Here is a 14431-nt window from a genome sequence, read left to right on the forward strand (position 1 = left end):
GGGGACCCCCATCGCGGCGGAGCCGCACAATGTCACAGCCCAGCGCCCCTTTCAGGGGCGCTGCAGTGCCCCCTCTCAAAAGAAGCCCGTGAACCCCTGTGCCCGGTGCCAATGGTGGTGCCGGGCACAGTTGTGTGCGGCCGAATGTGTGGTGCGGAACGTGAGGGCCGTCCATGATCCGCACAGACGGAACATTAGACTCGACAGGCCCGGCAAAAGCTCGACACAGCTCTACTGCAAGGAGGCACGGGTGCCGCTGCTGACCCGCATCAGGGGACCGCGCGATCTGGACCGGCTCAGCCTGGAGGAGCTGGATCAGCTGGCAGAGGAGATCCGGACCTTCCTCGTCGGTGCCGTGTCCAAGACCGGCGGCCACCTCGGCCCCAACCTCGGTGTGGTCGAGCTCACCATCGCCCTGCACCGTGTCTTCGACTCGCCCAGGGACAAGGTCCTCTTCGACACCGGTCACCAGGCCTACGTCCACAAGCTGCTCACCGGCCGTCAGGACTTCTCGAAGCTGCGGAGCAAGGGCGGCCTGTCGGGCTACCCCTCGCGCGCCGAGTCCGAGCACGACATCATCGAGAACTCGCACGCCTCCACGGTCCTCGGCTGGGCCGACGGCCTCGCCAAGGCCAACCAGCTGCTCGAGCGTGACAGCCACGTCGTCGCCGTCATCGGAGACGGCGCCCTCACCGGCGGTATGGCCTGGGAGGCGCTCAACAACATCGCGGACGCCAAGGACCGCCCGCTCGTCATCGTCGTCAACGACAACGAGCGCTCGTACTCCCCCACGATCGGCGGTCTCGCCAACCACCTGGCCACCCTGCGCACCACGGACGGCTACGAGAAGTTCCTGGCCCGCACCAGGGAGGTGCTGGAGCGCACGCCCGTCGTCGGCAAGCCGCTCTACGAGACCCTGCACGGTGCCAAGAAGGGCCTGAAGGACTTCATCGCCCCGCAGGGCATGTTCGAGGACCTGGGCCTGAAGTACGTCGGCCCGATCGACGGGCACGACATCGAGGCCCTGGAGTCCGCCCTCGCCCGCGCCAAGCGGTTCGGCGGCCCGGTCATCGTGCACTGCCTCACCGAGAAGGGACGGGGCTACAAGCCCGCCGAGCAGGACGAGGCCGACCGCTTCCACGGCATCGGCCCGATCCACCCGGACACCGGCCTGCCCATCAAGGCCTCCGCCGCCAGCTGGACCTCCGTCTTCGGCGACGAGATGATCAAGCTCGGCCGGGAGCGCGAGGACATCGTCGCCATCACCGCCGCGATGCTCCACCCCGTGGGTCTGAAGAAGTTCGCGGACGCCTTCCCGAACCGCATCTACGACGTCGGCATCGCCGAGCAGCACGGCGCGGTGTCCGCGGCCGGCCTCGCCACCGGCGGTCTGCACCCGGTCTTCGCGGTGTACGCGACGTTCCTCAACCGCGCCTTCGACCAGGTCCTCATGGACGTCGCCCTGCACAAGTGCGGCGTGACCTTCGTGCTCGACCGGGCCGGTGTCACCGGCGACGACGGTGCCTCGCACAACGGCATGTGGGACATGTCGATGCTCCAGGTCGTACCGGGCCTGAGGATCGCCGCCCCGCGCGACGCCGAGCAGCTGCGCGCCCAACTGCGGGAGGCCGTCGACGTCGACGACGCGCCGACCGTGCTGCGCTACTCCAAGGGCGTCGTCGGACCGGCCGTCCCCGCGGTCGGCACGGTCGGCGGCATGGACGTCCTGCGCAAGGCCGACGCCCCCGCGCCGGACGTGCTGCTGGTCTCCGTCGGCGCCCTCGCGCCCATGTGCCTGGAGATCGCGGGCCTCCTGGACAAGCAGGGCATCTCCACCACCGTCGTCGACCCGCGCTGGGTCAAGCCCGTCGACGAGGCGCTCGCCCCGCTTGCCGCGCGGCACCGCGTGGTCGTCACCGTCGAGGACAACTCGCGCGTCGGCGGTGTCGGTTCGGCGATCGCGCAGGCCCTGCGCGACGCGGGCGTCGATGTACCGCTGCGCGACTTCGGCATTCCGCCGCGCTTCCTCGACCACGCCTCGCGCAAGGAGGTCCTGGCGGAGATCGGCCTGACCGCGCCGGACATCGCCCGCCAGGTCACCGGGCTGGTCGCCAAGCTCGACGGCCGGTTCGACCGTACGAGTGCCGCGCGCGCCGTGGACTCGGTGGAGCCGGCGCGGGACTGACCCGACCGACTGGTTCCTTTGGGCCGGTTTCTCCATCTTTTACGGTGGCGAAACCGGCCCATTTGCGTGAATCCGCCCGCGCCGGGGCATACGGACTACGCCCCCTCTCGATCATGTCGAGGACGACGAGCATGGGAGGTACGCCCGTGAGCAGCACTCTCTTCCGGACGAAGAACGTCGAGCAGTCGATCCTGGACACCGAGGAACCGGAGCACGCGCTCAAGAAAACCCTCTCCGCCCTGGATCTGACCGTGTTCGGCGTCGGTGTCATCATCGGCACCGGCATCTTCGTGCTGACCGGCAAGGTCGCCAAGGAGAACGCGGGCCCCGCCGTCTCCCTGGCGTTCGTGGTCGCCGGTGTCGTCTGCGCGCTCGCCGCGCTCTGCTACGCGGAGTTCGCCTCGACGCTCCCGGTCGCGGGATCCGCGTACACGTTCTCGTACGCCACGCTCGGCGAGCTGCCCGCCTGGATCATCGGCTGGGACCTCGTCCTGGAGTTCACGCTGGGCACGGCGGTGGTGGCCGTCGGCTGGTCGGGGTACATCCGCTCGCTGACGGACAACGTGGGCTGGCATCTGCCCGGCTACCTCAGCGGCCGGGAAGGGGCGCACGGATTCGGCTTCGACATCCTGGCCGCCGCGCTGGTCCTGGTGCTCACCGCCATCCTCGTCATCGGAGTGAAGCTCTCGGCCCGGGTCACCCAGCTCGTCGTCGCCATCAAGGTGACCGTGGTGCTGATCGTGATCACCGCGGGCGCCTTCTTCATCAGCGGCGCCAACTACAAGCCGTTCATCCCGAAGGAGCAGGCGGTGCCGGCGGGCGGCACCCTCAAGGCCCCGCTCATCCAGCTGATGTTCGGCTGGGCACCGTCCAACTTCGGTGTGATGGGCATCTTCACCGCCGCGTCCGTCGTCTTCTTCGCGTTCATCGGCTTCGACATCGTGGCGACCACGGCCGAGGAGACCAGGAACCCGCAGCGCGACATGCCGCGCGGCATCCTGGGCTCCCTGTTCATCTGCACCGCGCTGTACGTGGCGGTGTCGATCGTCGTCACCGGAATGGAGCACTACTCCAGGCTGTCCGTTGACGCCCCGCTCGCCGACGCCTTCAAGTCTGCCGGGCACCCCTGGTACGCGGGTGTGATCAGCTTCGGTGCCGCCGTCGGTCTGACGACCGTCTGCATGATCCTGCTGCTCGGCCAGACCCGGGTCTTCTTCGCGATGAGCCGCGACGGGCTGCTGCCCCGCTTCTTCTCCCGTGTTCACCCGAGGTCCAGGACCCCGCACCGGCCGACCATCCTGCTCGGCGTGGTCATCGCCGTCATCGCGGGCTTCACCAGCCTCAGCCAACTCGCCGAACTGGTGAACATCGGCACGCTGTTCGCTTTCATCGTGGTCGCGACCGGCGTGGTCATCCTCCGCCGGACCCGCCCCGATCTGCACCGCGCCTTCCGTACCCCGTTCGTGCCGGTGGTGCCGATCCTGTCGGTCGCCGCCTCGCTGTGGCTGATGCTGAACCTGCCCGCCAAGACATGGATCCGGTTCGCGGTCTGGCTGGTCGTCGGCTTCTTCGTGTACTTCCTCTACGGGCGCTCGCACAGCCGCGTGGGCCGCCAGGAGGAGACCACGTCGACGAAGTGACGAGGCCGCGCGGCGACGACACCCGGTGACGCGTCCTCAGGAGCGGTCCGCAGGCGGTTCCCGGTCGTGCACCGTGCGCGGGCCCGTGACCTCGGCGCCCAGTTCCGCCACCCGGCGCCGCAACCCGCGGTCCGCCGTGACGACCAGCGCGGGACGGTCCCCGGCCTCGGCGACCAGCTCGACGATACGGTCGTCACCGCTGCCGGGCGCCGCCTCCACCCGCACGCCGGGCACGGACTCGACCCCGCGCGCCGCACCCTCGACCACGAGTATCAGCTCCAGCGGCCCGGGGCGGCCGGGGAGTCCCCCCTCGGCGAACCGCACCAGACGGTCCCGCAACCGTTCGGCGGCGCCCCGCCGGTCCCGCCACCAGCCGTCGGGCACCGACCCGACGACGTTCGCGGCGTCGACGATCACGAGGAGCGGGTCACTCATGCCCACAGCCTTGCACGAGCCCTTCGCAGGAGGCCCGCCGGACGCCCGTTTAGAGTGGGGGAGTGTCAACGGTCCCTCCTGTGAACGGTGCCTGGCTGCTGCGCGGCCGGGACGGCAACCTGAGCGCCTATGTCCCGCGGGACGAAGCGGTGTGGTGCCGGGCCGAGCGCCACCCGGGCCTTCCCTGGACGCCGGAGCGCAGGGTGGGCGGGGACCAGCGCCTGTACGGCCAACTCGCGGTGGGCCAGGGTGCCGACGGCTATGCCCATCTCGTCGCCTGGCGTCCCACGGTCCCGGGCGAGTCGGGCCTTGTGCACTCCACGCACTTCCGCCCCCACCTGGCCGCCCTCGACTGGATCCCGATCGGCCACCCGAACAAGAAGGGCGACCGGACCGGTGTGCCTGCCGTGGCCGTGGACACCGAGGGACGCGCCCATGTCTTCGTCCGCAACAAGGGCGGCGGCGTCAGCATGGTCGCCCAGAAGGAGCGCGGCGGCTGGGGGCCCTGGCACGACCTCGGCGGCCGGGGCACACACGAGGAACTGGCCGCCGTGACCGGAGGCTCGGGCCGCGTCGAGCTGTACGCCACGACGGCGGAGGGCATCAAGCGCTGGCACCAGGAGGAGCCCGGTGAGGCCCTGGTGCCCGACGAGGAGCTGGAGGTGCGTGTCCAGGCCGGCACGCTGACCGCGCTGGCCACCTCCAAGGAGCAGACCACACTGTTCTTCGCGGACCCCGAGGGCATGCTGCACTCCTGGCGTCCGGGCAGTGCCCCCGTTGCGCTGCTCGCAGCCGCCGGTCCCGGGCCGGTCGCGGCGGTGCGCTGCGTCATCGAGGGCAACGACTGCACGCTGCTCGCCCAGCGTTCGGCCTCCGGCCGGGTCGTCCTCGCGGTCTGTCCCACCGAGCAGGAGCCGGGGGGACTGTCGTGGACCGAGTCGGGTCCGCAGCTGCCGGCGGACGCGCGGATCGCGGTGGCCGAGGACGCCGAGGGGCACGTGGTGGCAGCGTCACTCACCGAGGACGGCGAGCTCCGCCTGGCCCGTCAGAAGGACGAGCCGGGTCTCGCGCTGTCGGCCTGGCGGACGGTCTGACGAGGCCTCGGCACGGCGAGCGGGCGAGCCGAGGAGGTCAGGAGCCGCCGGTCGCCGGCGAATTCTTCGCAGATGCGGAAATGACCGAGTCCGTACGGATCGCCTTGCGTGCCGGGTCCGTACGAACTGCAGGGACTGGGCGCCGTCCAGCCGGTGCGTTCCGGCGGTCCGGTCCAGGCCGGGGCGTGTGAGGCCGTGCTGCGATCGTCGCCTTGGGCGCGACGGCCGGCCGGCGGTTCGCCCGCGAGGTGGCGCCGGGGTCCGGTCCTTGGCCGGTGGTTGGCTGGGCGGTGGGGTTTGCTTGTTGGCCGGTGGTCGGTCGGGTGGGGTTTCGGTGCGGGTCGGGACGACCGCGGCCGGTTCCGCAGCCTGCGACCGCGTGCCGTTGGCGGCTTGGGGCGTGTGCGGCTGTGCCGCGAGCGTGTCCCTGGGCGCGGTCGGGCGACTGGCGGTCGCCCACCGGGTGGCGCCCCGGGCGGTGGAGTTCGTTCCATGGCCTCCGGCCGCCTGCCGGGGAGCGGAGTGCCGCTGGCGGCGGCGGTCCTTGGCTGGTGATCGGCCGACGGCGACAGGACACCGTACGGCGAAAACACAGAGCCCCCGCCGAGGCGGGGGCTCTGTCGCATGCGTGCGACGGCTACGCAGGAACCGAAGCCACGCCCGGAGCCAGGAACTTCTTGCCGTTCACGCGCTCGGAGACTCCCTCGCGGTCCAGGTACGGCGTGATGCCGCCCAGGTGGAAGGGCCAGCCGGCGCCCGTGATCAGGCAGAGGTCGATGTCCTGGGCCTCGGCGACGACGCCCTCGTCGAGCATCAGACCGATCTCCTGGGCCACCGCGTCCAGGACGCGGGCGCGGACCTGCTCCTCCGTCAGGACGGTGTCGCCCTGCTTCAGCAGCGCCGCGACCTCCGGGTCCAGCTCGGGCTTGCCGCTGTCGTAGACGTAGAAGCCGCGCTTGCCCGCCTCGACGACCGCCTTGAGGTTCGGGGAGACCTTGAAGCGGTCGGGGAAGGCCCCGTTGAGGGTCTCCGAGACGTGCAGGCCGATGGCAGGGCCGACCAGTTCGAGCAGGACCAGCGGGGACATCGGCAGGCCCAGGGGCTCCACCGCCTTCTCCGCCACCTCGACCGGGGTGCCCTCGTCGATGACGTTCTGGATCTCGCCCATGAAGCGGGTGAGGATGCGGTTGACGACGAACGCCGGGGCGTCCTTCACCAGAACCGCCGTCTTCTTCAGCTTCTTGGCCACCGCGAAGGCGGTCGCCAGCGATGCGTCGTCCGTCTGCTCGCCGCGGACGATCTCCAGCAGCGGGAGCACCGCCACCGGGTTGAAGAAGTGGAAGCCCACGACCCGCTCGGGGTGCTGCAGCTTCGACGCCATCTCCGTCACCGAGAGGGAGGAGGTGTTGGTGGCGAGGATCGCGTGCGCCGGGGCGACCGCCTCGACCTCCGCGAACACCTGCTGCTTGACGCCGATCTCCTCGAACACGGCCTCGATGATGAAGTCCGCGTCGGAGAAGCCCTCCGCCTTGTCCAGGACACCGGTCACCAGCGCCTTGAGGCGGTTGGCCTTGTCCTGGTTGATACGGCCCTTGGCGAGCAGCTTGTCGATCTCGGCCTGGACGTAGCCCACACCCTTGTCGACCCGCTCCTGGTCGATGTCCGTGAGGACGACCGGGACCTCCAGGCGGCGCAGGAAGAGCAGCGCCAGCTGCGAGGCCATCAGACCGGCGCCGACGACACCGACCTTGGTGACCGGGCGGGCCAGGTTCTTGTCCGGGGCGCCCGCGGGGCGCTTGGCGCGCTTCTGGACGAGGTTGAACGCGTAGATGCCCGCGCGCAGTTCACCGCCCATGATCAGGTCCGCGAGGGCCTTGTCCTCGGCGTCGTAACCCTGCTGCAGGTCGCCGTTCTTGGCGGCGGCGATGATGTCGAGGGCGCGGTACGCGGCCGGGGCCGCGCCGTGCACCTTGCCGTCCGCGATGAACCGGCCCTTGGCGACGGCCTGGTCCCAGGCCTCGCCGCGGTCGATCACCGGGCGCTCGACCTCGATCTCGCCCTTGAGGACGTTCGCCGTCCAGACCAGCGACTGCTCCAGGAAGTCCGCGCCCTCGAAGATGGCGTCGGCGATGCCGAGGTCGTAGACCTGCCGGCCCTTGAGCTGCTTGTTCTGGTTGAGCGAGTTCTCGATGATGACCGAGACGGCCCTGTCCGCGCCGATCAGGTTCGGCAGCAGCGTGCAGCCGCCCCAGCCCGGGACCAGGCCCAGGAAGACCTCGGGGAGCGAGAACGCCGGGAGTGCCTTGGAGACCGTGCGGTACGTGCAGTGCAGACCGACCTCGACGCCGCCGCCCATCGCCGCGCCGTTGTAGTACGCGAACGACGGGACCGCCAGGGCCGCGATGCGCTTGAAGACCTCGTGGCCGCCCTTGCCGATGGCCAGCGCGTCCTCGTGATTCTTCAGCAGCTCGACGCCCTTGAGGTCGGCGCCGACCGCGAAGATGAACGGCTTGCCGGTGATGCCGACACCGACGATCTCGCCGGCCGCGGCCTCCCGCTCGACCTGGTCGAGCGCGGTGTTGAGGTTCGCGAGCGAGGCCGGGCCGAAGGTGGTCGGCTTGGTGTGGTCGAAGCCGTTGTCCAGCGTGATCAGGGCGAAACGGCCCGCGCCGAACGGCAGGTCGAGGTGGCGTACGTGCGCCTGGGTGACGACCTCGTCCGGGAACAGGTCGGACGCACCCTTCAACAGATCGGCGGTGGTGCTCACTTGTCCCCCTCGAAGTGCGGGTTCTCCCAGATGACCGTCGCGCCCATGCCGAAGCCGACGCACATGGTGGTGAGGCCGTAACGGACCTGCGGCTGCTCCTCGAACTGGCGGGCCAGCTGCGTCATCAGACGGACGCCGGAGGAGGCGAGCGGGTGACCGAAGGCGATGGCGCCGCCGTACTGGTTGACGCGCTCGTCGTCGTCCGCGATGCCGTAGTGGTCGAGGAAGGCCAGGACCTGGACGGCGAAGGCCTCGTTGATCTCGAACAGGCCGATGTCGGAGATGGACAGACCCGCCTTGGCGAGGGCCTTCTCCGTCGCCGGGATCGGGCCGTAACCCATGACCTCCGGCTCGACGCCCGCGAAGGCGTACGACACCAGGCGCATCTTGACCGGCAGGCCGTTCTCGCGGGCGAAGTCCTCGCTCGCGATGATCGAGGCGGTGGCGCCGTCGTTGAGACCGGCCGCGTTACCGGCGGTGACCCGGCCGTGGACACGGAACGGCGTCTTGAGGTTCGCCAGGTTCTCCAGCGTCGTACCCGGGCGCATCGGCTCGTCGGCCGTGACCAGGCCCCAGCCCGTCTCGCCGGCCTCCGGGTTCGTGCGGCGCACCGAGATCGGCACCAGGTCCTGCTGGATCTTGCCGTTGGCATAGGCCTTGGCGGCCTTCTCCTGCGAGCGCACGGCGTACTCGTCGGCGCGCAGCTTGGTGATGTGCGGGTAGCGGTCGTGCAGGTTCTCCGCGGTCATGCCCATGAACAGGGCGGACTCGTCGACCAGCTTCTCGCTCACGAAGCGCGGGTTCGGGTCCACGCCCTCGCCCATCGGGTGGCGGCCCATGTGCTCGACACCACCGGCGATGACGGCGTCGTACGCGCCGAAGGCGATGGAACCGGCCGTGGTCGTCACGGCCGTCAGCGCGCCCGCGCACATGCGGTCGATGGAGTAGCCGGGCACGGACTGGGGGAGACCGGCGAGGATGCCGGCCGTGCGGCCGAGGGTCAGGCCCTGGTCACCGATCTGCGTGGTCGCGGCGATGGCGACCTCGTCGATCTTCTTCGGGTCGAGACCCGGGTTGCGGCGCAGCAGCTCCCGGATCGCCTTCACGACGAGGTCGTCGGCGCGGGTCTCGTGGTAGATGCCCTTCGGGCCCGCCTTGCCGAACGGGGTGCGGACGCCGTCGACGAAGACGACGTCCCTGACGGTACGAGGCACGATGGCTCTCCTCCAGGGTGCGGGATGGCACTGCTGCGACGCGCCCCGCTGAGCGCGCGCTCAGCACCATGCTACTTGTGGGTAACCAAGCTGCCCAGTCCCGCGGACGGGAGCGGCGAAGGTCACACCTTCCCGTCCACGTGTCCCCGTCCTTGAGTCCCCGTGTCCCCGACATTGAGTCCCCGAGTCCTTGAGTCCCCGTGTCCCCGACATTGAGTCCCTGAGTCCCTGTGCTGTGTGGTTGTTGGCGCGATCTCGACGCAGCCGCGCCCCGTGAGGGGCGCGGGTCCGCGACGACGTGCGGCTCCGCCGCAATGGGGGTCCCCCTGTTCGAGCGAAGCCGAGAACCTGGGGGAGTGAGCACCACTGACGGCCCGCAGTCGCCGTACGCCGAACCGCCCACGGCGATCGGGCGGCGCCCTCAGCCCTTGACCGACAGCGCAGCCACCAACCCCGGAGTCACCTGCTCGACCTGCCAGGGCCTGGCCCCGTACGCGGCGAGCGCGGCCGCGACCGACTCCGCGTCGGCCGGCTTCGGCGGCTCCCAGCACAGGCGCCGCACCGTGTCCGGAGAGATCAGATTCTCCTGCGGCATCGTGAACTGCTCGGCCAGCGTCGACACCGCGGAGCGCGCCGCGGACAGCCGCGCCGCGGCGGCCGGGTCCTTGTCCGCCCATGCCCGCGGCGGGGGAGGCCCGGTCACCGGCTGGCCCGGCTGCGGCAGCTCCGCGTCCGGCAAGGCCTTCGCGCGATCCACCGCGGCCTGCCACTGCTCCAGCTGACGACGGCCCATACGGTGTCCGAAGCCGTTCAGCGCGGCCAGGGCATGCACGTTCGGCGGGAGGGCCAGCGCGGCCTCGACGATCGCCGTGTCGCCGAGCACCTTGCCGGGCGAGACGTCCCTGCGCTGCGCGATCCGGTCCCGGGTCTGCCACAGCTCCCGGACGACCGCCATCTGCCGACGGCGGCGCACCTTGTGCATCCCGGACGTACGGCGCCAGGGGTCCTTGCGCGGCTCCGCCGGAGGCGCCGAGGCGATCGCCTCGAACTCCTGCTGGGCCCACTCGAGCTTGCCCTGCCGGTCCAGCTCCTTCTCCAGGGCGTCCCGCAGGTCGACGAGCAGCTCGACATCGAGGGCGGCGTAGCGCAGCCAGGGGTCGGGCAGGGGCCGCGTCGACCAGTCGACGGCGGAGTGTCCCTTCTCCAGGACGAAGCCGAGAACGCTCTCCACCATCGCGCCGAGCCCCACCCGGGGGAACCCGGCGAGGCGCCCGGCCAGCTCGGTGTCGAACAGGCTCGTGGGAACCATGCCTATCTCGCGCAGACACGGCAGGTCCTGGGTGGCGGCGTGCAGCACCCATTCCACCCCGGAGATCGCCTCGCCCAGGCTCGACAGGTCGGGGCAGGCCACGGGGTCGATCAGTGCGGTGCCCGCGCCTTCGCGGCGCAGCTGCACCAGATAGGCGCGCTGGCCGTATCGGTATCCGGACGCGCGTTCGGCGTCGACGGCGACGGGGCCGGTGCCGCCGGCGAACGCGGCGATCACCTCGGCGAGCGAGGCATCGTCGGCAATCACCGGAGGAATACCGTCTCGCGGCTCAAGCAAGGGGATCGGCGCCGTTTCGACGTCGTCCGGAGGGGCGCCTCCGGTGGTTCGCAGTGGGCTGTCTGCTGCGGTCTCTTGGGCGTCGGTCACCTGTCAAGGGTATCTGTGTGTGGACTGCGCCCGCCGACGGAACGTTCCGTCGACGGGCGCTGGAGGGTCGTAAACCGGTCACATGTCATATGCGTCGCTGAAGGATTTCCGCGCCCGTGTGTGAGGCGCGGGATGGCCGACCGCCAGGGCGGCGGGCGACCGGGACTCGCGTCGGCAGGCGGCTCGGTGCTGACACGAAGGGGTGGCGAGCGGTGGGCGGCGTTGTCCGGGGCAGTGGGCGACGTTGTCCGGGTCAGTGGATGATGCCGGTCCGCAGGGCCACGGCCACCATCCCGGCGCGGTCGCCCGTGCCGAGCTTGCGGGCGATGCGGGCGAGGTGGCTCTTGACGGTCAGTGCGGACAGGCCCATCGAGACGCCGATCGCCTTGTTCGACTGGCCCTCGGCGACCAGGCGCAGTACCTCCACCTCGCGGCCGGACAGCTCGCGGTAGCCGCCCGGGTGGCTCGGGGCACCCGGGGGGCGGCGGTGCAGGCGCGCGGCGGCGGCGCCGATGGGGGCGGCACCGGGTCGGGTGGGGAGCCCGACGTTGGTGCGCGTGCCGGTGACGACGTAGCCCTTCACACCGCCCGCGAGGGCGTTGCGGACGGCGCCGATGTCGTCGGCGGCGGACAGGGCAAGACCGTTGGGCCAGCCCGCGGCTCGGGTCTCGGACAAGAGAGTGAGACCCGAGCCGTCGGGGAGGTGGACGTCGGCGACGCAGATGTCGCGCGGGTTGCCGATACGGGGGCGGGCCTCCGCGATGGACGACGCCTCGATGACGTCGCGCACTCCGAGCGCCCAGAGGTGGCGGGTGACGGTGGAACGGACGCGAGGGTCGGCCACGACGACCATGGCGGTCGGTTTGTTCGGGCGGTAGGCGACCAGGCTTGCGGGCTGCTCGAGGAGAACGGACACCAGGCCTCCTGGAGGGGTGCGTGACGGGGCCGGCTCTGGGGATGAAGCCGGGACGAACCGTGCTTTCTAGGTCACAGTCGTCTTCGGCACCAAACTCGTGCTCCTTTAGAGAATGATCACGATTTGGTGAGTAACAATCCGTGCAATTCGGACGCGCGAGCGATCAACCGAAGATCGAGTCGGTTCGCTCCCTTGTCGATACGAGGTCGAAAGTGGCCGTATCGACAAAGAGATGGCAAGAACTGTCAAACCCGAATTGACAGGAGTCATGCCGCACGCGCGTGTACCGGGCGTCAGCGGGGCTGCTGCGGCCCCCGGCGCTGCGGCAGGGTCACCACCGAGGAGTCGCCCGGCCCCGTCGGGGGCAGGCCGGCCACCTGGGACAGCAGGTCGCACCAGGAGGCCAGGTGAGCGGCCGTGTCCGGGACGCCGCCCAGGCTCTCTCGGGGCGTCCAGGAGGCCCGGATCTCGATCTGGGAGGCGGCCGGGCGGCTGGCGAGGCCGCCGAAGTAGTGCGAGCTGGCGCGCGTGACGGTGCCGCTCGGCTCGCCGTAGGACAGCCCGCGGGACTCGAGCGCGCCGGTCAGCCAGGACCAGCACACCTCGGGCAGCAGCGGGTCCGCCGCCATCTCCGGTTCGAGCTCCGCGCGCACCAGCGTGACCAGACGGAAGGAGCCCTGCCAGGCGTCATGCCCGGCCGGGTCGTGCAGCAGGACGAGGCGCCCGTCGGCCAGGTCCTCGTCGCTCTCGACGACCGCGGCCTCCAGTGCGTACGCGTGCGGGGCGAGCCGTTGCGGCGGGCGCGTCGGCTCGATCTCGATCTCCGGCCGCAACCGGGCCGCCCTCAGCGCTTCGACCGCGGCACGGAAGGGCAGCGGAGCCGTCTCCATCGCATCCTGTTCCCCCTCCTCCGGGTCGTCCATTCCGCCAGCGCCGTCCGTCGGTCGTCCCTGAGCCGCAGCCATGCGGGGAAGATTAAGGGGAAGAAAGCGATTTCGCAGGTAGAGACACCCTTGGCCTCCGGCGGTTGGTCGGGAACGGCGGGGTTTGGCTGTGGCCGTTGCCGTCGGGTGCGTGGCCGTGCGCCGGATCGCCGTGGGGGATCGGTTCGAGAGGCGGCTGCGGGTTCGTCCTGGCTTGTCGCTCCCCCAAGTTCTCGGCTTCGCTCGAACAGGGGGGACCCCCATCGCGGCGGAGCCGCACATCGTCACAGCCCCGCGCCCCTACGGGGCGCGCCTTTGGCGGGGCGCTCTGCCCCCGGAACCCGTTGTCCGTGCGGCGTGCGAGACTTTTCGGTGTGAGTGTCAATGACCGCCCCGCGACGGGCCAGCCGACAGCGACGTACGACTCCGCCTTCATGAAGGCGTGCCGGCGCGAGCCCGTGCCGCACACCCCGGTGTGGTTCATGCGGCAGGCCGGTCGCTCCCTGCCCGAGTACCGGAAGGTGCGCGAGGGCATCCCCATGCTCGAGTCGTGCATGCGGCCCGAGCTGGTCACCGAGATCACGCTCCAGCCGGTCCGTCGGCACGGCGTGGATGCGGCGATCTACTTCAGTGACATCGTCGTCCCCCTCAAGGCCATCGGCATCGACCTCGACATCAAGCCCGGCGTCGGCCCGGTCGTCGAGCACCCGATCCGCTCCCGCGCGGACCTGGCGCAGCTGCGCGACCTGACCCCCGAGGACGTCTCGTACGTCACCGAGGCCGTCCGGCTGCTCACCGCCGAGCTGGGCGAGACCCCGCTGATCGGCTTCGCGGGGGCTCCCTTCACCCTCGCGAGCTACCTCATCGAGGGCGGCCCCTCCCGGACGTACGAGCACACCAAGGCACTCATGTACGGCGACCCGCAGCTGTGGGCCGACCTGGTGGACCGGCTCGCGGACATCACGGCCGCCTTCCTGAAGGTGCAGATCGAAGCGGGCGCCTCGGCGGTCCAGCTCTTCGACTCATGGGCCGGCGCCCTCGCCCCCGTCGACTACCGTCGCTCGGTGCTGCCCGCCTCGGCCAAGGTCTTCCGGGCCGTCGAGGGGTACGGCGTCCCCCGTATCCACTTCGGCGTCGGCACCGGCGAGCTGCTCGGTCTCATGGCGGAGGCGGGCGCGGACGTCGTGGGCGTCGACTGGCGTGTCCCGCTCGACGAGGCGGTCCGTCGTGTCGGTCCCGGCAAGGCCCTCCAGGGCAACCTCGACCCGGCCGTCCTCTTCGCCCCGCGGGAGGCCGTCGAGGCCAAGACCCGCGAGGTGCTCGACGCCGCCGCCGGTCTCGAAGGCCACGTCTTCAACCTCGGCCACGGTGTCATGCCGTCGACCGACCCGGACTCCCTCACCCGGCTCGTGGAGTACGTCCACACGCAGACCGCCCGCTGACGCGCCCTCCCCTTTTTTTGGGGCTCGGTTCGCCTCCGGGGCGCCTGAGCCTGTGCCGAGGGCGCGACCGTGCTCAACCCTTCGGGCCTCCGCGCGGTCGCGCCCTCGGCACAGGCGCG

10 protein-coding genes are annotated in these 14431 nt (G+C 70.8%); 4 read left to right on the plus strand and 6 right to left on the minus strand.

The features are described 5' to 3' along the window. Positions 1 to 250 precede the first annotated feature (250 nt). Positions 251 to 2185, plus strand: a complete 1935-nt coding sequence (dxs, locus tag ABT186_RS02520) for a 1-deoxy-D-xylulose-5-phosphate synthase (RefSeq protein WP_351232025.1) — start codon at positions 251 to 253, stop codon at positions 2183 to 2185. Between the two features lie 146 nt (positions 2186 to 2331). Then, the gene (locus tag ABT186_RS02525) at positions 2332 to 3825 is read left to right on the plus strand and encodes an amino acid permease (protein ID WP_351923237.1); all 1494 of its coding nucleotides are present in this window, start codon (positions 2332 to 2334) and stop codon (positions 3823 to 3825) included. Between the two features lie 36 nt (positions 3826 to 3861). Here ABT186_RS02525 and ABT186_RS02530 read toward each other — a convergent pair whose 3' ends face one another. After that, positions 3862 to 4260, minus strand: coding sequence for a PIN domain-containing protein (locus ABT186_RS02530; protein ID WP_351923239.1), 399 nt, complete (start codon positions 4258 to 4260; stop codon positions 3862 to 3864). An 80-nt stretch (positions 4261 to 4340) separates the two neighbouring features. On the opposite strand from ABT186_RS02530, the gene ABT186_RS02535 reads away from it, so the two are divergent. Further along, a complete protein-coding gene (locus ABT186_RS02535; protein ID WP_351232019.1) occupies positions 4341 to 5354 on the plus strand; it encodes a PLL family lectin in 1014 nt (337 codons plus the stop codon). Between the two features lie 637 nt (positions 5355 to 5991). Here the strand turns inward: ABT186_RS02535 and ABT186_RS02540 are convergent. The 5 genes from ABT186_RS02540 to ABT186_RS02560 all read right to left on the minus strand — a co-directional run bounded on the left by ABT186_RS02540 (position 5992) and on the right by ABT186_RS02560 (position 12870). Beyond that, positions 5992 to 8121 (minus strand): 3-hydroxyacyl-CoA dehydrogenase NAD-binding domain-containing protein, encoded by a 2130-nt coding sequence (locus ABT186_RS02540; protein ID WP_351232017.1) that lies wholly within the window; start codon positions 8119 to 8121, stop codon positions 5992 to 5994. Next, positions 8118 to 9335, minus strand: a complete 1218-nt coding sequence (locus ABT186_RS02545; protein WP_351232015.1) for a thiolase family protein — start codon at positions 9333 to 9335, stop codon at positions 8118 to 8120. Before ABT186_RS02545 ends, ABT186_RS02540 begins: the two co-directional genes overlap by 4 nt. Before the next feature lie 421 nt (positions 9336 to 9756). Beyond that, complete coding sequence (locus ABT186_RS02550) at positions 9757 to 11031, minus strand: HRDC domain-containing protein (RefSeq protein WP_351232013.1); 1275 nt, start codon at positions 11029 to 11031, stop codon at positions 9757 to 9759. 253 nt (positions 11032 to 11284) lie between these two features. Continuing rightward, positions 11285 to 11947 (minus strand): response regulator transcription factor, encoded by a 663-nt coding sequence (locus tag ABT186_RS02555; protein WP_003993737.1) that lies wholly within the window; start codon positions 11945 to 11947, stop codon positions 11285 to 11287. A gap of 293 nt (positions 11948 to 12240) precedes the next feature. Continuing rightward, on the minus strand, positions 12241 to 12870 hold the full coding sequence (locus ABT186_RS02560) for a DUF3000 domain-containing protein (protein WP_502973130.1): 630 nt from the start codon (positions 12868 to 12870) through the stop codon (positions 12241 to 12243). A 374-nt stretch (positions 12871 to 13244) separates the two neighbouring features. Here ABT186_RS02560 and hemE point away from each other — a divergent pair, with 374 nt between their 5' ends. Beyond that, complete coding sequence (gene hemE / locus ABT186_RS02565; protein ID WP_502973128.1) at positions 13245 to 14312, plus strand: uroporphyrinogen decarboxylase; 1068 nt, start codon at positions 13245 to 13247, stop codon at positions 14310 to 14312. The last annotated feature ends 119 nt before the right edge of the window (positions 14313 to 14431 follow it).

Source organism: Streptomyces sp. NPDC001634 (genome assembly GCF_040298185.1).
In the GTDB taxonomy this organism is placed as follows: domain Bacteria; phylum Actinomycetota; class Actinomycetes; order Streptomycetales; family Streptomycetaceae; genus Streptomyces.